Consider the following 18,488-nt stretch of genomic DNA (forward strand, 5'->3'; position numbering starts at 1 on the left):
GGTGCTGCCCGGGGTGGGGTGCGGATCTAGCCATGGGCCTGCAGTAACTTTCGACTCGTATCGGCCACATGCGTCATCAGGCCGCGCATCGCCTGCAGCTCGGCGCTATCCGGCTCGCCAGTCCATTCGTCCATGAAGAACTTCTTGAACTCGATGGCGATGGCACATCCCATTTCGGGGTAGTTCTGGTGCACGAAGCGCGTCAGCTGCCCCTTGCCTTGAAACGCCACGTTCTCGCGCACATCCAACCGGCGCCCGAGGAAATCGAACTCGCACATGGCGTCTATCAGCGGGTCCAGCAGCCAGCCCCAGCCCTCGCGCGGCATCGAGAAAGTGCCGATATTGATGTCCGGTGCATCCGCCGAGGGTGTCGCGTCGACCGATGGTCCGGCCCGGCGGTGGTTGTAGCTGTGCACGTCAAGCAACACGAAGGGGCCTTGCGCGGCCACGTCGTCGAGCAAGTGGCGCATCATTGTGTAGAAGGCCCGGTGGTACCGCAGCGAGCGCTCCATCAAGTCGGGGTGCGGGGGGGCGCGCCAGACATCCAGCCCCCACGCCTGCTCGGGCGTGGCGTAGATGGCATCAGCTTCGCCCCGGTTCAGGTCGCACTCGAAGCGGGATGGCACCGGGATGACGTGCGTGGGAATGTCGAGGATCGCCTGGCCGGTAAAAGGGTCCTCTTCGCGCAGGCGCGCCCCTTCTGGTAATGCCATTGCCGCCTGCACTTCCCGGCGCAGCGCATGGCCATCATGGATGGCCGTTGCCACCACACAGTCGTCGCTACGCTGCAACCGCCACCAGGGCTGGATCGGGCATGGTTGGTAGGGAGTCATCACAATTCGCAACGGGCGGGTGACTCCAAGCTAGAACGCCCGGCGTGCACGCCCAGTCGAAACCGCCAATGCATTCAGCCCTCATTCGCCTCCGCGTTCACCTGACCTTCGCGACCCGTGGCGAAGATGGCCCCCAAACGGAGGGTCAACGTTTCCCATGCAGAACAATGCCTGCACGCCGCGATCGCCATTGATCGCTGAGGCCAACCTGCGCGCCTTCCTGTTCGATGGCGAAGCTGTGGATCGCGATGTCGACCTCGCCGAGGTGGGTGTCAGCGGGCTGACCGAACGCCAGTTGCTATGGGTGGACGTTGAGGACACCGACTCCGGCGAAGCCGCCCTCCTGATCGATCCGCTGGTGCGGCAGCTGCAATTGGGGCCGGACGCGGCTGAGGTACTGAAGTCACTGGACGGACGTGCGGGCCTGGCCAGCTTCGGTGACTGGTTCCTCGCTCAGGCGGTCGCGGTCGAGCACGAAGGCGGTTTGCGCTTCAGGGGGCGCGGGCTCGCGATCGTCTGCGGCCACAACGTTGTTGTCAGCCTGCATCGCGGTTCGCTCCATTTCCTGGACGAGTTGCGTGGGCGCGAGCATGCCGACACCCGCCTCGGCACGCTGAGCGCAGAAAGCTTCACCGCGTCGCTTCTGGGTTGGCTGGTGGACAGCTACCTTCATGCCGTATCCGATTTCGAGGCCGCGGTGGACCGCCTGGAGGTGTCCGTCTTGTCAGTGCGGGCACCGCGTCAAAGCCTGCAGGACCTGGTGGACCTGCGCCGCGGTGCATCGCGCCTGCGTCGCATGCTGGCACCGCATCGGCACGTGTTCGGGGCGATGGCGCGCCCAGACTTCAGGCCGGACGACGCCGGAATTGCCGACAAGCACTTCCGCGCGCTGGAACAGCGCTTCGAACGCGCCATGGATGCGGTGGAGAACGCCCGGGACCTGGTAGTGGGCAGCTTCGAACTCTTCGCCACCCGCAGCTCCGAGAGGACCAACGACACCATCCGCACACTGACATTTGTCACCGTGCTGCTGGGCACTCTGTCGGTGGTCGCTGGCACGTTGGGCATGAACTTTGCCGCCCCGTTCTTCGATACGGGAGGACGCGGTTTCTGGACTGCCTTCGCGGGGATGGCGCTGGTCGCGGTGGCTTCCATCATTGTTGCCCGCTGGCGGCGGTGGATCTGATGGTGAAGCCGCCTTCGAGATGAGGTCGCCCAACGCAACATGGCGTCCTGAGGCGTCATGGGCCCCGGGGGCTTCACCGCTCACTTGACCGGCGTCAGGGCATGGCGGGGCAGCCGCGGCCACCATGGTCAGCATGGTCAGCAGGACCCGATCCTGACGATGTCTGGAGGACCAGTGCGTGGAATTTCGCGTTCATTTTGCCAACGGGCAGCCCGACCTCGGCGCCGTCGAGGCCGCAGTGCTTAGCGCGGACCCCGCGGCATTGGTCGATTTCGATGCCACAGGCGCTGCGCTGCGCCTCGCAGGCGTGTTTACCGCGGTCGACGTAGTCGTGCTGATGACTCAGGCTGGATACCCGATCACGCCCGAGCAGGTCACCCAGTTGCCGTCGATCTGTTGCGGCGGGTGCAGCGGCTGACTGTCAGCGCGCGTTGGGGTCGGAATGTCCGGCTGGCGTGGCGCCATTCGGTGGTGACGCCAGGGCCGTCAGGTCGCCGGCGAAGCGTGCATCGCCACGTTGAGCTGGTCAATCACCACGATCCAGTCGGCGTCATCCACGCGCTCTTCGCGCAGTAACTCGGCTTGGGCAGGCGTCCAGAACGGCGCCTCTTCCAGTCGCACGTTGTCGGGCAAGGGCGCGTGGGTGGCGAGGAACTGGCGGATGTCTTCGTGGCTGTTGGGCAGGCCCAACTGGGCGAAGAGTTCGGAAAACGGATGGACGGGGTGTTCCATGGGGGCTCCGTGCCGCGTTGGCGGGTCGACAGGGCCCAGCGTACCGCCGCCGGTATCAAGACCGCATCATCAACCAAGGGGATGCAGTCCGTCCGGGATTGGGTGCCGCGTCCTTGCGGCCAAGTCGTCCCTCTTTGGGGCTCGCTGTTGCAGTGGAGCTCAGGCCGCTTGGCTCTGCGCCTGCGGTGCACCCATCAGGTGGCCATACAGATCCTTGGGGTCGGCCAGCGCCGGAATGATGTCGGCGTCGGCTCCCAGTCCCAATTCGCGTGCGCAGTCGCGCAGCAGTCGCAAGGCCGAGTAGTCCTCCAGCGCGAAGCCGACCGAGTCGAACACGGTGGTTTCGCTGGCATCGCGGCGCCCCTCGGCCTGGCCGGTCAGCACCCGCCAGAACTCGGTCACCGCAAAGTCGGCGGGGAGGTGTTGCAGGTCGCCTTCGATGCGGGTCTGCGGCTCGAACTCCACGAACACGCGCGAGCGTTGCAGCACGCCCGGGTGCAGTTCGGTCTTGCCGGGGCAGTCGCCGCCCACACCATTGACGTGCATGCCCGGCTCCAGCATCTCCGGGGTCAGGATGGTGGCGTTGGTCTTGTCGGCGGTCACCGTGGTGACGATGTCCGCGCCGCGCACCGCTTCGGCGATGCTGCCGCAACGCACTACGCGCAGGGTAGGGGCGGCGGCCTGCAGGTGCGCGGTGAGCTTGGCCGTGGCCTCGGTGTCCACGTCATACAGGCGCACCTGATCGATGCCCAGCAGATGGTGGAAGGCCAGTGCCTGGAATTCGCTCTGCGCGCCGTTACCCACCAGCGCCATCACCTTGCTGTCCGGCCGGGCCAACCGCTTGGCCGCCATCACCGAGGTGCCGGCGGTGCGCATCGCGGTGGTCAGGGTCAACTCGCTGAGCAGTGTGGGCATGCCGGTGGCGACGTCGGCCAGCACGCCGAAGGCCATCACCGTGGGCAGGCCTTCGCGGGTGTTCTTGGGGTGGCCGTTGACGTACTTGAAGCTGTAATCGGTGGCGTCGGAGACCGGCATCAGTTCGATGACGCCCACCTCCGAGTGGGAGGCCAGCCGTGCGCACTTCTCGAAGTCCGGCCAACGGCGGAAATCCGCCTCGAGATACTCGACCATGCGTGCCAGCATCTGCGGCAGGCCATGGGCGGCGACGATGCGAGCGACGTCACGGGTGGTCAGCAGAGTGGTCATGGCGGTCCGAGTGGGAAGTGGTAGGGACATTCTGCCCAGTCGTTCGTCAGGGCAAAACAGCAAAAATACAAGTAAAAAGCCAGAATGATGTTATTTAGTTAAAGTACTCTGGCATTTTGACGCAAGATGAGAGCGTGATGCCGCCATGGACGACCTCGACCACCGCTTGATCGCGAAACTCCGGCACAACGCCCGCACCTCCATCGCCGACCTGGCCCAGGCGTTGGGGGTGTCGCGTGGCACGATCACCAACCGCATCGCCCGGCTGGAGCGCGACGGGGTGATCGCGGGCTACACGCTGCGGTTGCGACCCGATGCCGCGCCCGACGAGATCCACGCGTGGACCGGCGTGGCGGTGGAGGGCAACCAGCAGGGCGTGATTCGCGCACTGCTGGGCGAACCCGGCGTGGCCGCGCTGCATGACACCAATGGCCGCTGGGACCTGCTCGCCGAGCTGCGCGTGGGGTCGCTCACCGAGCTTTCGGCCACGTTGGAGCGGATCCGTCGCATCAAGGGCGTCAGCGCCACCGAGACCAGCATCCACCTGCACAGCTTCCGCGGCTGAGTCTCAGGGGCAGCGCACGCGGACCATGCCGTGGTCCAGGTCGCGCAACTGGAGCCCATCCTGCAGCAGTTCGAAGCGGTAGGTGGCCTCGCGGGTCTCGCCTTCGCCGGTCAGGCGCGCCGCCAGCTGTAGCGTATTGCCCGTGACATGTGCCTGCTCGATCGAGCCACTGCTTTCGTGGAACTGGATGCGGCCCGCTGACAATGTCAGTCGGCTTTCGTGACCAATTTGGCCACAGGCCTGCTCGTCGATGGCGAAGGTGCCCTGGAAGCGTGCGGGAGCGCCCGAGGTCGCCTGGGATGGGGGCGAGGGTGTATCGGGCGCGGGAGCAGGGGTTGCCGGCGACGGGTCTGGGGCCGGCTGTGACGGAGACTCCGCGCCGTAGGCGGGCTGTTCGCCCGTTGACGGCGCTGGGCCGTCGGGTTGCGCGGAACAACCGGCCAGCACAAGAAGGGCAATCAGGGACAGATGGCGATGCATGCCTGATTCCAGCACGGGGGGATTCCACCGTGGCGACTCCCTTGTGATCGCGTGGTCAAGGGCCAGGCGATTCAATGGGCATCATTCAATCGATGTTCGGACCCCAGGCGTATGCTTGAAGACCAGACAGCGAAACCCGGAGACAGCCATGGCCACCGGTTGGGCCGGCGACGGTGCCGTACAGGACCAGATCGACGCGACCATCAAGGACGCCATCCAGCGTGCGCGTAGCCAATTGCCGCAGGGGCCCGGTCGCGAGCGTTGCGAGGAGTGCGACGCCGTGATCCCGGAGGCGCGGCGCAAGGCCATGCCCGGGGTGCGCCTGTGCGTACCGTGCCAGGAGGCCCATGATCAGGAACAGGACGCCTTCGCCGGGTACAACCGCCGGGGCAGCAAGGACAGCCAACTCCGGTAAGCTGTCGCCACATCCTGCAGGACGCACCCGATGGACCTGGCTCTGTTCGACTTCGATGGAACGATCACGGTCAACGACACGTTCTCGTCGTTCCTGCCCCACGCCCTGTCGCGCCGGCACCTGCTGGTTGGCCGCATCGTGCTGGCCCCGGTGGTGGTGGGGTACAAGCTGGGCCTCGTTTCGGCACCGATGATCCGCACGCTGGTCAGCGCGTTTGCCTTCCGCGGCAAGGACGAGGCCATGGTGCGCGCCGCGGGCGAACGTTATGCATCGGAGAGGCTGCCCGCCTTCGTGCGGCCGCATGCACTGGAGCGCATCCACTGGCACAAGGCGCGTGGTGACCGGGTGGTGGTCGTGTCCTGCTCGCTGGATGTGTACCTGGCCGCCTGGTGCCGCAACCATGGTCTTGAGCTGATCTGCAACGAGTTGGAGGCGCGGGACGGCCGCATGACTGGCCGGCTGCTGGAGGGCGATTGCGGCCCGTTCAAGTCGCAGATGATCCTGGATCGTTACCGGCTGGGCGAGTACGGCGAGGTCTACGCCTACGGCGATACGCACGAGGACGAGCCCATGCTGGACCTGGCCAGCCGGCGGTACTACCGCTGGCAGGAGCTGCCCGCCTGACGCCTCGCGGCTGGGCCGTTGCCGGCCGTTCGTCGCGCCATTTGCCCTTGATCAAGTCCTGCCGGGCCGGGTCAGGTACCGTGGCGCCACAACGTCCTGATGGAGGTGCGTATGAAGGCGAACGTGGGTGGCGTGGACAAGGTGCTGCGCATGGTGCTTGGCGTGGCCCTGATCGCGTGGGCGGCGATGGGTGGTCCGGCATGGGCCTGGATCGGCGTGGTGCCCTTGTTGACCGGTCTTTTCAACTTCTGCCCGTTGTATGCATTGCTGGGCATGAATACCTGCAAGGTCAGGTCATAACGTTGCAGTGGGGGAGGCCGGCCGGCGGCGCTGGGGGGTGCCGCCGGCCATTTCCTTGCGTGCGTGCATGGCGCGCGCGAGGGTATCGCCGCAGTCCGTGGGCAGTTTGAGTGTGGCCAACCCATCCGCGCGGGTAACACCGCGGGTCAGGATCGCCAAGGGCAACCCGGCCTCGCGCGCCATGCGGGCGAAGCGGTAACCCGAGTACACCATCAGCGACGAGCCCACCACCAGCATCGCGTCGGAGCGGGCCAACGCCTGCTGGGCGGCACTGACGCGCGCACGCGGCACGTTCTCGCCATAGAACACCACGTCCGGTTTGAGTAGGCCACTGCAGGCTTCGCAGGCAGGGACGCGGAACTCGCCGAAATCGACACCGTCCAGATCTGCATCGCCATCGGGCGCGGTGGCTGCGCTGAGGTGGCGCCATTCGGGGTTGAGTTCGACCAGTCGCTGCTGCAGCCACGCGCGAGGGGTGCGTTGCCCGCAGCCCAGGCAGACGATCTGGTCCAGGCGGCCGTGCAGGTCGATGACCTCGCGGCTACCCGCCCGCTGATGCAGGCCATCCACGTTCTGGGTGACCAGCGCGGACACGCCGCCTTCGGCTTCCCAGTGGGCCAGTACGTCGTGCGTGGCATTGGGCCGGGCCGCGGCGATGTGCGGCCAGCCAATGAAGCTGCGCGCCCAGTATCGTGCGCGGGTCAGCGGCTCCTGCACGAAGGCCTGGTAGGTGACAGGTGGCCTGCGCTTCCAGCTGCCGTCTTCGTCGCGGTAATCCGGGATGCCCGACCCCGTGCTGCAGCCCGCACCGGTGAGCACGAACACGAGGGGGTGCGCGGCCATCCAGTCCGCGAGTTGCAGGGCGGCGTCATTGGGCGCGGGGACGGGGGTTGCCATGCGGCCATGCTACGTTGGAATCCTGGAGAGGGCGTGACGCGCGGGGACGGAAAACATGCGATCGATGTGGCTGGGTTTGTGCCTGCTGGCGGCCCCCTTGGCTACGGCGGCCCCGCCGGACACGGTGGTGGTATTGGTGCGCCACGCCGAGAAGGCGACCGACGGCTCGCGCGATCCGCTGCTGACAGCCGAGGGCCGCGCCCGCGCCGAGGCCTTGGTGGATCGCTTGGCCGACCGGCCAATTGCAGCGGTATACGCCACACCCTTCCGGCGCACGCAGCTCACGGCCTGGCCCGTTGCGAAAACGCGCGGCCTGCCGCTCTCCGTGCGCCCAGCGGGCGAGCCGGCCGACTCGCTGGCCGAAGTGCTGCGCGGTCGCCATGCAGGCCAGAGCGTGCTGGTGGTTGGCCACAGCAATACCCTGCCGGCGGTGGCGCGGGCACTGGGTGCGCCCGGCGTGGCGGACATGGATGAAAGTGAGTACGACCGTGCCATGATCGTCGTCATCCCAGCCAATGGCGAGGTGCGGCTGCAACAGGAGCGTTGGCCCGTGCCCTGAGGCTGGCCGTCGCGCCACGGACATTGCGAAACCGGAGGAGTCTGGGCATGTGGGAACACCTCACCGCCGTGCGTGACCTGGGACGGGTGCACGACATCGCCTCGATCCTGGTGCATTACGGTTTCGGCGACATGGTGCGTCGCCTGGGGTTGGGCGCCGTGGTCGCCCGCGCCGGCAAGGTGTTGCCGCTGTCGCAGCTTTCCGAGTCCGCCGCGCTGCCCGCGCCAGTACGGGTGCGTCGCGCGCTGGAAGACATGGGGCCGACGTTCGTGAAGTTGGGCCAGGTGTTGGCCACCCGCGTCGACCTGTTTCCACCCGACTGGATCAACGAGTTCGGCAAGCTGCACAGCCAGGCCCCTGCGGTTGCGTACGAAGCCATCCACGCGCAACTGGTCGAGGATCTAGGCGCGCCGCCCGACGACGTATTCCGCACGTTCGACACCACTCCTTTGGCTGCGGCGTCCATTGCACAGGTGCACCGGGCCACGCTCAAGGATGGCCGACAGGTGGTGGTCAAGGTGCGTCGCCCCGGCATCCGGCCGGTGATCGAGGCCGACCTGCGCCTGCTGCAGCGCGCCGCGCAGATGTTCGAAGCGCAGTTCCCCGAGTGGCGGCAATTCCAGCCGGTGGGTGTGGTCAAACAGTTCCGCGCCTCGCTCATGCTGGAATTGGACCTGGCCGCCGAATGCCGCCACGCCGAACGCATCGCAGCCAACTTCGAGGGCCATCCCGAGATCGTCGTGCCAGCCGTGCATTGGGACTTCACCAGCGAGCGGGTGAATGTGCAGGACTACATCGATGGCATTCCCGTGGCGGATACGGCCGCGCTGGATGCCGCAGGCGTGGACCGAAAGCTCATCGCGCGCCGGGGTGCGCGGACCATCCTGAAAATGGTGCTGGAGGACGGCTTCTTCCATGCCGATCCGCACCCCGGCAACGTATTCGTGCTGCCGGATTCTCGCATTGCAGTGATTGATTACGGCATGGTCGGTCGACTTTCGCAGGCGCGCCGCGAGCAGATCGTGTCGTTGCTGCATGGGTTGGTGGACCACGATCCGGAACGGGTTGGCGATGTCCTGATGGAGTGGACCGGCCAGTCGGACGCTGATGAGGGTCAGCTGACGCAGGACATCGACGCGTTCGTCGAGCGGTACCACGGCGTGCGACTGGGTGACCTGGACCTGGCCGCGATGCTGCTGGAGGTCACCGGGCTGCTGCGCACGCACAAACTGGCGCTCCCTTCGGAACTCGCGCTGCTGGTGAAGGTGTTCATCACCCTCGAAGGCTTGGGGCGCAAGCTGGACCCGGATTTCGACATGGCCCGCGAGGCGGCGCCCTTCCTGCGTGTTGTGATGTTCGGGCGCTACCGACCACGCGCAGTTGCGCGCCAGGGCTGGCACGTACTGGGCGACACGGCGCGGTTCCTTGCAGCGTTGCCACGCGACCTGCAGCGCATCGTGCGCGTGGTGCGTGGCGGCAAGCTCAAGGTGCACATCGATATCGACCACCTCAAGGAGTTCAGTGCGCAGATCGACCACTCGGCCAATCGATTGACGGTGGGCGTGGTGTTGGCGGCGCTGATCGTTGGTTCATCGATCACCTTGACCGTGGAGGGTGGGCCAACGCTGATGGGCTTGCCGGTGTTCGGACTGCTGGGCTTTCTCGGCGCGGCCGTGGCGGGGGCGTGGCTGGTGTACTCGATCTGGCGGAGCGGGGGCGGGCGCTGAAGGTGGTGCACACGCGCGCTTGGCAACTGCGAGCAGTCGCGGCGGAGCCCCGGGAAAAAAAGACGCCCGGGCTTGCCGGGCGTCAGGTTATTGCAATGCACGGTCGGTTGTCGGAGCGGATCCGTAATCAGTCCAAGGCGTCCAGCACCAGGATCGTGGCCAGGATTGCCGGCAGGATTGCAGGCGTTCCCCGGCGGTAGGTGCCATAGCGGTACGCACCGTAGTAGCCGTCATCGTAGCCACGGCGGAAGCCTTGGCGGAAGTAGTAGCGGTAGGCGTCGTACGGGACGTAATAGCCGTAGTAGCCGTAGCTGGCATCCGAATAGGCGTATGAGCTGCGATAGTCCGGGCGCCAGCCGTCCATGCGGTCGGCACGGCCGGCCCAGTAGCCTTCCTCGTAGCCCCGGCGCACCGCGTCGCGCAGGAGGTCGGCACCGTAACGGTTGGTGTCGTAGTGGTAGCCGCTGAAGTAATAGCGGTAGCTGACCGGGGTGTAGAAGAACGGGTCGTTGTAGTAATCCCAGCGACGCGTGGCATGCCGGTGGTGATGGTCACGCACTCGGCGGATGTAGTCGTTCTGGTAGCGGTGCTGGGACGTACGGCGCTGGTCACGCAGGGTGCGACTGTACTGTTCGGCAACGCGCTCGCGGTTGGCCTGGGAATGGCGATACGCCTCGGCCTGGCGCTGCTGGTTTTCAATCAGGCGGCGCTGCTGCGGGGCGGACAGGCGCGGGCCGGCGCCGTCGCGACGCGCGTCCTGACGACGCTCACGACCATCGCGGTCCACGGCACGGCGCTCATCGATGTCGCGCCGCTCCTGTGCCACCCGATCCAGGTCGCGCCAGGCGGGGCCACGTCGCTCATCGTTCTCGCGCACCTGCCCAGGCTGAGGACGGTTGTCCTCGCGTGCGCCACGGGCTTGGAACGCACGGCCAGGCTCGGAATTGGCTTGGCGCTGCCGTGCCTGCTGTTCGCGGGCCTCGGCTTCCCGCTGCTGGCCGAAGGCTCGGTCACGCCGGTCGCGGGCGCGTGCAGCTTCATCGCGCTGTTCGCGTTCGGCCTGCTGGGCCATGCGCTGCGACCACGCCTCTTCGCGCCGCGTGTCGCGCTCCTGGCGCTCCGCTTGCTGCCATCGGCGCCCGCCCTCGGCGGGCTCGGGCCCCCGCTGCCATTGGGGCTGGGCGCGTCCACTGCGCTCCGCAGCCGCCGGATGGGGCTCGGGTCGGCGCTCAGGTGCCTTATCCGCCTGGGGCGGCTGCACCTGGCCGGGCTCATTCGACCGGTCTTCGTTGCGTGCGCGACGGCCTTCGCCGCGCCGTGGATGTTCGTTCTGCTCGTCGCCTTGCGCCTGCTGCGCGCCAACGGGCGCCGCCACGGCAAGCAAAGTGCCGATCACCACCGCGAGCAGGATTCGCTGGCCGTAACCGTTCATGTCGTGTCTCCAGGATGGGCCGCGGACCACCCGCACGCCTGATGTGCAGTTGGCGTGAAGGCGCATGAACGGGCACTGACATCTGGCCGGCGTCAGCGCACCTGTGAAGAAAATGTTCAGCTGGCGGTTGGCTGCTGGTCGGAAAGGGAGGACGTCCCGTCGATGCAGCCGTTCAACGGGCCCGACCACGAATGCGGTCGCCGTCCTCCGAAGCCCGATCGGGGTGCACGATCACGGTATCCCCGACAGAAATTCCGTGGCGGATTTCCGCCCAGCCTTCGCCTTGGAGGCCAACGACGACTGCCGTGCGGCGCGCCTTGCCTTCCGCGATGCGGAACACGTTGGCGGTGTTGCCATCGAAGAAGACTGCGCTGGCAGGGACGCGCAACGCGGGCGTGGCCTCACGCAGCAAGAAGCGCGCATTGACGCGGTAGGCCTCGCCGAGGTGATGCCAAAGCGCATGTGGGCTGGTGATGTCCACGATCACCCACACGCGCTGCTCCTCCACGCCCAATGCGGACACCTTGGTGAAGCCACCGGGCTCGATGCGGCGCACGCGACCCTGCAGCGGTTGCGCTTCGCCCCAACGGACGAGTTCGACGCGCATGCCTGGACGCAGGCGAACGGCATCGGCGGAGAGTACGTCCACCTCCACTTCCAGTGCATCCGGGTCGCCGAGCTCCAGCAGCGGCTCGCCGGGTTGCACCGGGCGCGCGCTTTCGAAATGGCGGCGCAGCACCACACCGGCCACAGGAGCGGTGAGTTGCAGCACGGTTGCGCCGCGCTCGCCACTGCCGTGCGCCAATACGGCTTGGGCGGATGTCAGCTCGTGCTTGGCCGTCGCCTCCAGGAAGCGGGCGCTGTTGGCTTCACGCAACGCTTGGCTGGCCGCTGTGCGGGCCTGGTCCGCGGTGGCGCCGGCCACGAGTTGGTCGCGGCGCAGGCGCTGCAGGCGATCGGCGTCGGCCTGAGCCTGACGCGCGTGCGTTGCGGAGGCTGCTGCGGCCTCCCGTGCCGCGGCCCATCGCCCACGCGCAGCGGCCACCTGCGCTTCGGCCGCAGCAAGCGCCCGTGCATCCAGCGCGGGCGCGGCCATTGCATCCAGCACTATCAGGGACTGGCCGGGCTGCACGGCATCGCCGGGTTCCAGTTCAAGGCGGCGCGCGGTGGCCGCGATCGGCGCGGTGATCACGTAGCGGTCGCGTAGCCGGGTGCGGCCTTCCGCTTCGACGACTTCGCGCACGGGGCCGCGGTCGGCATGTGCGGTGTCCACCAGCGTAGCCTTCGGCCACATCAGCAGCGTCACGAGGGCGCCCACCACCAGGAGGGCGAGCAGCCAACGGAGCAGACGGGCGCGTGTGGTTACCGGCATCGGTGGATCATTCCTTGGTCTTCAGCGCGGCCACCAGGTCCAGTCGATCCAGACGCCGGCGTACCAATGCCCCCGATACTACCGTCGCCGCCAGTATGACGAGGCCGGCGAACGCCACGCCGCTGGGGTCGGGCACCACCGGGATGCGGAACAGGTCGGACTGCAGGCCGCGGGCCAGTAGCGCGATCATGCCAAAGCCCAACAAGAACCCCGGCAGCAGCGCCATCAGCGCCAGCGCGCCGAGCTCACCCAGCAGGAAACCACGCACTTCGGCGCGGGTGTAGCCCAGTACCCGCAGGCTGGCGAGCTCGCGCCCGCGCTCAGCCAAGGTGATGCGTGCGGCGTTGTACACCACGCCCACGGCAACGGCGCCGGCCAGCAGCGTGATGGCGAAGGTGAAAGTGGATAGGCTCTGCGCCATCGTGTCGCGAAAGCTCTGGACCATCGCCGTCCGGTCGGTGACGGAGGCCACGCGGGGCCGACGGCGCAATTCGGCAAGCACCGTGTCCCGATGCCGTGCATCCACCGAGATCCATGCGCCGGACGCCACGTCCCCTTCGTTGAGCAGGGTGTTGAGGTAGCCCTGGCGCGCATATGCGCCCACGCCCAGGTATTCCTTGACTGTGCCTGCCACGGGCACCGCCAGTGTACGGCGGTGGCCTTCGAGGAACTGCACGTGCACCGTGTCGCCGGCCCGCACCTGGAGCAGGTCCGCCAGGTAATCCGTCAGCAGCAGGCCCTCTCGCGGCAGCGTCTCGGGTCGGTTGTGCGCATCCAGCACGCGTTTGAGGTCGCCCTGCATCGGCAGGCCCTGTAGTGCGGTGCGGTAGGTGCGGTGGCCGTGTCGGAGGGTGACGGCGGCCACGCGGAAGGGTTCCACGCCACGTACGCCGGGCAGTGCCGCCAGCTCCGTGACGGCGCGATTGGACGCGGGCTCGGTAAAGCCAATGGCGAAGTCGTCGCGCTGGGCGAAGCCGAACTGGACATCGATCACCCGCTCGACCGAGGAGGGAATTGCCCGCGACATGACCAGGATGCCGCAGGCCATGCCGATGCCCAGCACGGAGAGCAACGTGCGTAGCGGCCGGCGTTCGAGGTTGCGAAGCACCATGCGCGCCGCGGGATCGACGAGTCGGCCCAGGCCCAGGCGTTCCAGCAGCAGCGGGCGGAAGTTGGCTGGTGCCTCCGGTCGCATCGCCTCCGCGGGGGCAAGCCGGTGCACGCGTGCGAGCGCGGCAAACGTACCCAATGCCCCGGCAGCTACAGCGAATGCCACCGCCACCACCAGCAGGGAAGGTTCCAGTGACCATGTCAGGTACGGAAAGCGGTAGTACTCGCGGTAGACGCCGGCGATGGCGCGCCCCAGCCACGCGCCCAGTGCGACGCCCGGTACGACGCCCACCGCGACCATGATCAGGACCAGCTGCCCGTAGTGCATCGCGACCTGCAACCGTGTGTAGCCAAAGGCCTTGAGCAGTGCGATCTGCTCACGCTGGGACACCACCAACCGGCCCAGCACCACGTTCAGCAGGAAGGCGGTAACGCCGAGGAAGATGGCGGTGAACATGCGCGCCATCATCCGCAACTGGCTTAGTTCCTCGTCCAGGAACCGGTGCGAGGGATGCAGTTCGCGCCCATTGGCGCCGGCGCCGCCGAACGGAGCCAGCAGCGGGTCGATGGTGTCAACCACCTCGGGGACTCGGACGCCGGGCTGCACGGTCACAACCAGGCTGTTGAACGCGCCGTCCATGTCGAAGGCACGGGCCAGCGCAGCATGCTGCATCCACAGCACGGCGAAGCGCTGGAAGTCGGGAAAGACGTCGCCCGGCTTGATCTGATAGATGAACTCCGGGGACAGGCCAATGCCGGAGATCTGCAACTGCTGGCGCCGGCCATTGAGGACGGCGACGAGCCGGTCGCCTTCGTGCAGGTCGTGGGCCTCGGCGAAGGCCTCGCCGACCACCGCCTCGTCCATCCGGGCGGGCAGGCGGCCCGATCGCAGGTACAGCCGGTTGAGCCCCCCATCTCCAGACGCGGGAAGCGAGATGAGCTGGGCGTTGATGGGGCCGTTGAAGCCCGCCAGCTCAAGAGGGGCAAAGCCCACGACCCGCGCTTCGGCCGCAGCTACGCCCGGCATGGCGCGGATGGTGTCGGCCAGCGGCAGCGGAGCGCGCTTGGCCTGGGCGAATACATCGGCGAAGCCGTATTCGGCGTAGAACAGCGCCCGCGTTCGGGAGAGCGCGTTGTAGTTGCCCAGCGCCATCACCATGGTGCCGATGCCGCCGACCATGACCAGGGCAATGGCGAGAACCTGCCCCCGCAGCTGCACGAATTCCCTCAGCAGCTTGCGATGCAGGGCCTTCACCAGCGCAGCCCCGAGGCCGGCTGGCGCGCCGGGTTGCGCTCTTGGCTGATGACGCGGCCGTCACTGAGGCGGATGACGCGATCGGCCATTCCCGCAATCACCTCATTGTGGGTGATGACCACGGTCAGCGCGCCGGTCTCATGGTTGATGCGTTCCAATGCCTGCAGCACCAGGATGCCCGTGGGGGAATCCAGCGCCCCGGTGGGTTCGTCGCACAGCAGCACCGCCGGCCGCTTGGCGATGGCGCGCGCAATCGCCACGCGCTGCTGCTCGCCGCCGGAGAGCTGGGCAGGGAAGTGATCCATGCGTTCCTTCAACCCGACCAGCGCCAGGGCCTCCTCGGGCAGCATCGGCTGCTCGGCGATCTCGGTCACCAGCGCCACGTTCTCGCGCGCGGTCAGGCTGGGGATGAGGTTGTAGAACTGGAACACGAAGCCCACATGTTCGCGGCGGAATCGCGTCAGCACCGCCTCGTCGGCACCGGTGAGCGGATGCCCTTGGCATTCGACCTCGCCGCTGGTGGGAGCATCCAGTCCGCCCAGGATGTTCAGCAGCGTCGACTTGCCACTTCCGGACGCGCCCAGCAGCACCACGAACTCGCCCGCGAACAGGTCGAGGTCGATGCCGCGCAGGGCATGCACGTCGACATCGCCCATGCGGTAAACCTTGGTCAGCCCCCGCGCCCGGAACACCGGCTGCGGAGGGTCCAAGGGGGAGGGGGCCGTGGCCATGCCCCTACTGTAAAGGCTCAGCCGCCGCCTTGTGCGCGCTTGAACTCTTCGAGCATGGCCTGGCGCATCAGGAACTTCTGCACCTTGCCGGTCACCGTCATCGGGAAGCTGTCCACGAAGCGGATGTAGCGGGGAATCTTGTAGTGCGCGATGCGCCCCTGGCAATAGGCGCGGATCTGGTCGGCATCGCAGGTGGCGCCGTCGGCAAGCCGGATCCACGCGCAGGCCTCCTCGCCGAACTTTGCGTCGGGCACGCCAAACACCTGTACATCTGCGATGGCGGGATGCGTGTAGAGAAACTCCTCTACCTCGCGTGGATAGATGTTCTCACCACCACGGATCAGCATGTCCTTGACGCGGCCGACGATCCGGCAATAGCCCTCGGCGTCGATGGTGGCCAGGTCACCGGTATGCATCCAGCCTTCCGCGTCGATTGCCTCGGCGGTTCGCGCAGGCTCTTCCCAGTAGCCTTGCATGACTGAGTAGCCGCGCGTGCACAGCTCACCGGTCACGCCGCGGGGTACGGTACGGCCTTCGGCGTCGACGATCTTGACCTCGACGTGCGGGTGCACGCGGCCGACGGAGTCCACCCGACGGTCGAGTGGGTCGTCGGGAGTGGTCTGGAAACTGGCAGGGCTGGTCTCGGTCATGCCGTAGGTGATCGTGACCTCGGACATGTGCATCACCTCCACCACGCGCTTCATCACCTCGATGGGACAGTTGGATCCCGCCATGATCCCGGTCCGCAACGAAGAGAGGTCAAACTCGGAAAAGCGCGGGTGCTCGAGCTCAGCAATGAACATCGTGGGCACGCCGTGCAGGCCGGTACAGCGCTCGTCCTGCACGGTCTGCAGCGTCACCAGTGGGTCGAAGCCTTCGCCGGGAATGACCATGCAAGCTCCGTGCGTCACGCAGGCCAGGTTGCCCAACACCATGCCGAAGCAGTGGTAGAACGGCACGGGGATGCACAGCTTGTCCTGCTCGGTGAGGCGCATTGCCTCGCCGATGAAGAAGCCGTTGTTGACGATGTTGCGGTGGGTGAGCGTGGCCCCCTTGGGGGCGCCGGTCGTGCCGGAGGTAAACTGGATGTTGACCGCATCGTGTGGGGATAGCGTGGAGGCGACCGCGCGCATGCGGGCGAGTGCTGCCGCGTCGCCACACGTCGCGATCGCGCCGAACGCATGCGTGCCGGGAACCGCTTCGCCATCGCCCATGACCAGCACGTGCCGCAACTCGGGCAGCGCGGCGGCGTGCAGTTTGCCGGGGACGCACGTGTCCAGTTCGGGTGCCAGCTCACGCAGCATGCCAATGTAGTCCGAGGTCTTGAAACGCCTCGGCAGTACCAGCGCCTTGCAACCTACGTGGCGCAGCGCAAAGGCCAGCTCATGGGTGCGGTACGCCGGATTGATGTTCACCAGGATCAGGCCGGCGCGTGGGGCGGCGAACTGCATCAGCACCCATTCGGCGCGATTCAGCGACCAGATGCCAATACGGTCGCCGGGGGCCAGGCCGAGTGCCAGCAGACCCGCGGCCAGGCGATCCACGGCCGCGTCGAGGCCGGCGTAATCCATGCGCACGCACTGCGGCGGCACTATGAGTGCAGGCTGCCCGGGCCACGTGCGGGCGACGCGGGCGAGCATGTCGCCCACGGTTTCCTCGATGAGCGGGACGGTGCGGTCACCGATGACGTGGCTGAGGCCGGGGTCGGGAAGCGAGGTCATCCGCGCAGGATAGCCGCGGCACGAGAACCGGCACGATGCGCCTTTGGTATCGGACGAGGGCAGCCACTGTCCAGGCGTGATCGGTGGGAGGCTTGACCGCCGCCGGAGTTCACTCCTGCCGCAGCATCTGCGGCGGGGCCTGATCCCCCGCGTTGTCGAAACGGGCGAGCGGCGTTTCGTCCGGGCAGCGCTGGTCGGGGAAACCGAACTGGCCCCGCAACGCACGACCGCAGTCCGCCATCGACTCGAACGCCGCACCGGGCTCCATGCACTGGTTGTCGAAGGCGCGGCCAAACGCATCGCGCCGTCGGGCGAAATCCTCGCCGCACTTGCGCGCCACGCGGATCCGGTCAAGGTCTTCCTGCGCCGCGTTGGTGCCCGACAACCCGTACTGGCGCAGTTCCGCGGTAGTGAGCAGAAGCAGGTTGCGTGCCGGGATGGTCATCATGCGGTCCGCGAGGTGCGCCGCCACGCCATTGCGCGAGAGGTAGTCACGCAACTGCTGGGTGATGTCGCGCAGTTCGTCGTTGAGTTCCGCGCGCGTGGTGGCGGTGGACTTCAACCGCATCAGCCGATGGATGCCCACCTTGCCGGTGATGGAGCGGGTATCGCCGGCCGCCAGCACCAATACGCAGGCGCTGTGGCACAGCGACCTGTTGCGCACCCAGATCGACCAGCCCGACTCTGCGATCTGGTCGCCCACGCGGATCGCTTCTTCGACCTGTCCGCCGACCGAGTCGATGTCGAGCACGCGATTCCGGATCTCCATGCGGTCGGCAATCTCGGTAACGCGGGCCATCAAGGCCGTGAAGCCGGCGTCGATCTTGCCTTCATAGCGCAGCCGGACCATACCAGCTTCGCGACAGTCGGACAGCCTGTCGACCAGGTTGAAGAACTCCAACGCGCCAATGCGATCGCCGTCGCCCTCGCGATCGTAGTCGTAATGGCAACTCACCCGCGCGGTACCGCTGTCGAGCGTGGCCGGGGGCCAGTAGGTGAAGTCCGGGGTGGCTGGCGGCGTGGGTGCGCGCACCCGGGCGATGGCCGTCATGCTGCGATCTTCGCCCAAGGTAACCACGGGCGGCGCGCCATCGGTGGCATCCGACGTCGGTGTCTCATCCGAGCACCCGCCGAGGGCGGCGATGAACGCCGACACCAGGATTGGCAGGAGCCAAGGTTTCGTCATGGAACGCGGCAGGCAGGTTCGTGGGTCAGGACCATTATTCTCTATTAAACGCCCTTAACGCATGCCTTCAGGACGCGCTGTCCCCGGTTCATCACCGCCGCTGGATAAGATGGAGCGGGTCTTCTCCCGGGTGGCCACGTTTGACAACCTCGACCTC

Annotated in this window: 20 protein-coding genes; 9 read left to right on the top strand and 11 right to left on the bottom strand. The window is 67.1% G+C overall.

The window, feature by feature from the left end; genetic code table 11:
* Positions 1–26: 26 nt before the first annotated feature.
* Positions 27–767: an N-formylglutamate amidohydrolase gene (locus N800_RS02660; RefSeq protein ID WP_198032452.1), complete on the bottom strand. Its 741-nt coding sequence runs from the start codon at positions 765–767 to the stop codon at positions 27–29.
* A 223-nt stretch (positions 768–990) separates the two neighbouring features.
* Between N800_RS02660 and N800_RS02665 the strand changes: the two genes are divergently transcribed.
* Complete coding sequence (locus tag N800_RS02665) at positions 991–2,019, top strand: magnesium transporter CorA family protein (RefSeq protein WP_036134490.1); 1,029 nt, start codon at positions 991–993, stop codon at positions 2,017–2,019.
* A gap of 178 nt (positions 2,020–2,197) precedes the next feature.
* Entirely contained in the window at positions 2,198–2,437 is a 240-nt protein-coding gene (locus tag N800_RS02670; RefSeq protein WP_036134492.1) for a hypothetical protein, read from the top strand.
* 68 nt (positions 2,438–2,505) lie between these two features.
* Here N800_RS02670 and N800_RS02675 read toward each other — a convergent pair whose 3' ends face one another.
* Both N800_RS02675 and N800_RS02680 read right to left on the bottom strand, forming a co-directional pair.
* On the bottom strand, positions 2,506–2,751 hold the full coding sequence (locus tag N800_RS02675) for a DUF2789 domain-containing protein (protein ID WP_036134494.1): 246 nt from the start codon (positions 2,749–2,751) through the stop codon (positions 2,506–2,508).
* Positions 2,752–2,910: 159 nt separating this feature from the next.
* The gene (locus N800_RS02680; protein ID WP_036134497.1) at positions 2,911–3,957 is read right to left on the bottom strand and encodes an ornithine cyclodeaminase; all 1,047 of its coding nucleotides are present in this window, start codon (positions 3,955–3,957) and stop codon (positions 2,911–2,913) included.
* A gap of 145 nt (positions 3,958–4,102) precedes the next feature.
* On the opposite strand from N800_RS02680, the gene N800_RS02685 reads away from it, so the two are divergent.
* Positions 4,103–4,522 carry an Lrp/AsnC family transcriptional regulator gene (locus N800_RS02685; RefSeq protein WP_036134498.1) on the top strand — a complete coding sequence of 140 codons (420 nt, stop codon included), beginning with the start codon at positions 4,103–4,105 and terminating at the stop codon, positions 4,520–4,522.
* Between the two features lie 3 nt (positions 4,523–4,525).
* Here N800_RS02685 and N800_RS15800 read toward each other — a convergent pair whose 3' ends face one another.
* Positions 4,526–5,002: a hypothetical protein gene (locus N800_RS15800; protein WP_156962846.1), complete on the bottom strand. Its 477-nt coding sequence runs from the start codon at positions 5,000–5,002 to the stop codon at positions 4,526–4,528.
* 148 nt (positions 5,003–5,150) lie between these two features.
* On the opposite strand from N800_RS15800, the gene N800_RS02695 reads away from it, so the two are divergent.
* From N800_RS02695 to N800_RS02705, 3 genes are all read left to right on the top strand, one after another.
* On the top strand, positions 5,151–5,417 hold the full coding sequence (locus N800_RS02695; RefSeq protein WP_036134503.1) for a DksA/TraR family C4-type zinc finger protein: 267 nt from the start codon (positions 5,151–5,153) through the stop codon (positions 5,415–5,417).
* A 30-nt stretch (positions 5,418–5,447) separates the two neighbouring features.
* The gene (locus N800_RS02700; protein WP_036134505.1) at positions 5,448–6,041 is read left to right on the top strand and encodes an HAD family hydrolase; all 594 of its coding nucleotides are present in this window, start codon (positions 5,448–5,450) and stop codon (positions 6,039–6,041) included.
* A gap of 111 nt (positions 6,042–6,152) precedes the next feature.
* Positions 6,153–6,341, top strand: a complete 189-nt coding sequence (locus N800_RS02705; protein WP_036134507.1) for a YgaP family membrane protein — start codon at positions 6,153–6,155, stop codon at positions 6,339–6,341.
* Here N800_RS02705 and N800_RS02710 read toward each other — a convergent pair.
* Positions 6,336–7,238 carry an NAD-dependent protein deacetylase gene (locus tag N800_RS02710; protein WP_084087126.1) on the bottom strand — a complete coding sequence of 301 codons (903 nt, stop codon included), beginning with the start codon at positions 7,236–7,238 and terminating at the stop codon, positions 6,336–6,338. The two genes, N800_RS02705 and N800_RS02710, sit on opposite strands and share 6 nt — an antisense overlap.
* A 55-nt stretch (positions 7,239–7,293) precedes the next feature.
* Here N800_RS02710 and N800_RS02715 point away from each other — a divergent pair, with 55 nt between their 5' ends.
* Together N800_RS02715 and N800_RS02720 are read left to right on the top strand one after the other, a co-directional pair.
* Positions 7,294–7,797: a phosphoglycerate mutase family protein gene (locus N800_RS02715; protein ID WP_084087128.1), complete on the top strand. Its 504-nt coding sequence runs from the start codon at positions 7,294–7,296 to the stop codon at positions 7,795–7,797.
* A 47-nt stretch (positions 7,798–7,844) separates the two neighbouring features.
* Entirely contained in the window at positions 7,845–9,524 is a 1,680-nt protein-coding gene (locus N800_RS02720; RefSeq protein ID WP_036134510.1) for an ABC1 kinase family protein, read from the top strand.
* 127 nt (positions 9,525–9,651) lie between these two features.
* Here the strand turns inward: N800_RS02720 and N800_RS16045 are convergent, their stop codons facing one another.
* Positions 9,652–10,083 carry a hypothetical protein gene (locus N800_RS16045; RefSeq protein WP_198032453.1) on the bottom strand — a complete coding sequence of 144 codons (432 nt, stop codon included), beginning with the start codon at positions 10,081–10,083 and terminating at the stop codon, positions 9,652–9,654.
* Between N800_RS16045 and N800_RS16050 the strand changes: the two genes are divergently transcribed.
* On the top strand, positions 10,060–10,998 hold the full coding sequence (locus N800_RS16050; RefSeq protein ID WP_198032454.1) for a hypothetical protein: 939 nt from the start codon (positions 10,060–10,062) through the stop codon (positions 10,996–10,998). The genes N800_RS16045 and N800_RS16050 overlap by 24 nt on opposite strands.
* Before the next feature lie 130 nt (positions 10,999–11,128).
* Here N800_RS16050 and N800_RS02730 read toward each other — a convergent pair whose 3' ends face one another.
* From N800_RS02730 to N800_RS02750, 5 genes are all read right to left on the bottom strand, one after another.
* Positions 11,129–12,328, bottom strand: a complete 1,200-nt coding sequence (locus tag N800_RS02730) for an efflux RND transporter periplasmic adaptor subunit (RefSeq protein ID WP_036134514.1) — start codon at positions 12,326–12,328, stop codon at positions 11,129–11,131.
* A gap of 7 nt (positions 12,329–12,335) precedes the next feature.
* On the bottom strand, positions 12,336–14,693 hold the full coding sequence (locus N800_RS02735) for an ABC transporter permease (protein WP_036134516.1): 2,358 nt from the start codon (positions 14,691–14,693) through the stop codon (positions 12,336–12,338).
* Entirely contained in the window at positions 14,690–15,349 is a 660-nt protein-coding gene (locus tag N800_RS02740; protein WP_232227522.1) for an ABC transporter ATP-binding protein, read from the bottom strand. The genes N800_RS02735 and N800_RS02740 overlap by 4 nt, the downstream gene beginning before the upstream one ends.
* Before the next feature lie 92 nt (positions 15,350–15,441).
* A complete protein-coding gene (locus tag N800_RS02745) occupies positions 15,442–17,145 on the bottom strand; it encodes an AMP-binding protein (protein ID WP_036134520.1) in 1,704 nt (567 codons plus the stop codon).
* 109 nt (positions 17,146–17,254) lie between these two features.
* Entirely contained in the window at positions 17,255–18,331 is a 1,077-nt protein-coding gene (locus N800_RS02750; RefSeq protein WP_052107844.1) for a COG3904 family protein, read from the bottom strand.
* Between the last annotated feature and the right edge of the window lie 157 nt (positions 18,332–18,488).

The sequence above is a fragment of the Lysobacter daejeonensis GH1-9 genome (assembly GCF_000768355.1).
In the GTDB taxonomy this organism is placed as follows: Bacteria; Pseudomonadota; Gammaproteobacteria; order Xanthomonadales; family Xanthomonadaceae; genus Aerolutibacter; species Aerolutibacter daejeonensis.

Bases quoted from the DNA above. Each gene is read 5' to 3' on its own strand.
- N800_RS02740 (WP_232227522.1), bottom strand. From the start codon at position 15,349: ATGGGCGATGTCGACGTGCATGCCCTGCGCGGCATCGACCTCGACCTG.
- N800_RS02695 (WP_036134503.1), top strand. From the start codon at position 5,151: ATGGCCACCGGTTGGGCCGGCGACGGTGCCGTACAGGACCAGATCGAC.
- N800_RS16050 (WP_198032454.1), top strand. From the start codon at position 10,060: ATGCCGGTGGTGATGGTCACGCACTCGGCGGATGTAGTCGTTCTGGTA.
- N800_RS02710 (WP_084087126.1), bottom strand. From the start codon at position 7,238: ATGGCAACCCCCGTCCCCGCGCCCAATGACGCCGCCCTGCAACTCGCG.
- N800_RS02750 (WP_052107844.1), bottom strand. From the start codon at position 18,331: ATGACGAAACCTTGGCTCCTGCCAATCCTGGTGTCGGCGTTCATCGCC.
- N800_RS02705 (WP_036134507.1), top strand. From the start codon at position 6,153: ATGAAGGCGAACGTGGGTGGCGTGGACAAGGTGCTGCGCATGGTGCTT.
- N800_RS15800 (WP_156962846.1), bottom strand. From the start codon at position 5,002: ATGCATCGCCATCTGTCCCTGATTGCCCTTCTTGTGCTGGCCGGTTGT.
- N800_RS02680 (WP_036134497.1), bottom strand. From the start codon at position 3,957: ATGACCACTCTGCTGACCACCCGTGACGTCGCTCGCATCGTCGCCGCC.
- N800_RS02715 (WP_084087128.1), top strand. From the start codon at position 7,294: ATGCGATCGATGTGGCTGGGTTTGTGCCTGCTGGCGGCCCCCTTGGCT.
- N800_RS02675 (WP_036134494.1), bottom strand. From the start codon at position 2,751: ATGGAACACCCCGTCCATCCGTTTTCCGAACTCTTCGCCCAGTTGGGC.
- N800_RS02745 (WP_036134520.1), bottom strand. From the start codon at position 17,145: ATGACCTCGCTTCCCGACCCCGGCCTCAGCCACGTCATCGGTGACCGC.
- N800_RS02720 (WP_036134510.1), top strand. From the start codon at position 7,845: ATGTGGGAACACCTCACCGCCGTGCGTGACCTGGGACGGGTGCACGAC.
- N800_RS02665 (WP_036134490.1), top strand. From the start codon at position 991: ATGCAGAACAATGCCTGCACGCCGCGATCGCCATTGATCGCTGAGGCC.
- N800_RS02700 (WP_036134505.1), top strand. From the start codon at position 5,448: ATGGACCTGGCTCTGTTCGACTTCGATGGAACGATCACGGTCAACGAC.
- N800_RS02730 (WP_036134514.1), bottom strand. From the start codon at position 12,328: ATGCCGGTAACCACACGCGCCCGTCTGCTCCGTTGGCTGCTCGCCCTC.
- N800_RS02685 (WP_036134498.1), top strand. From the start codon at position 4,103: ATGGACGACCTCGACCACCGCTTGATCGCGAAACTCCGGCACAACGCC.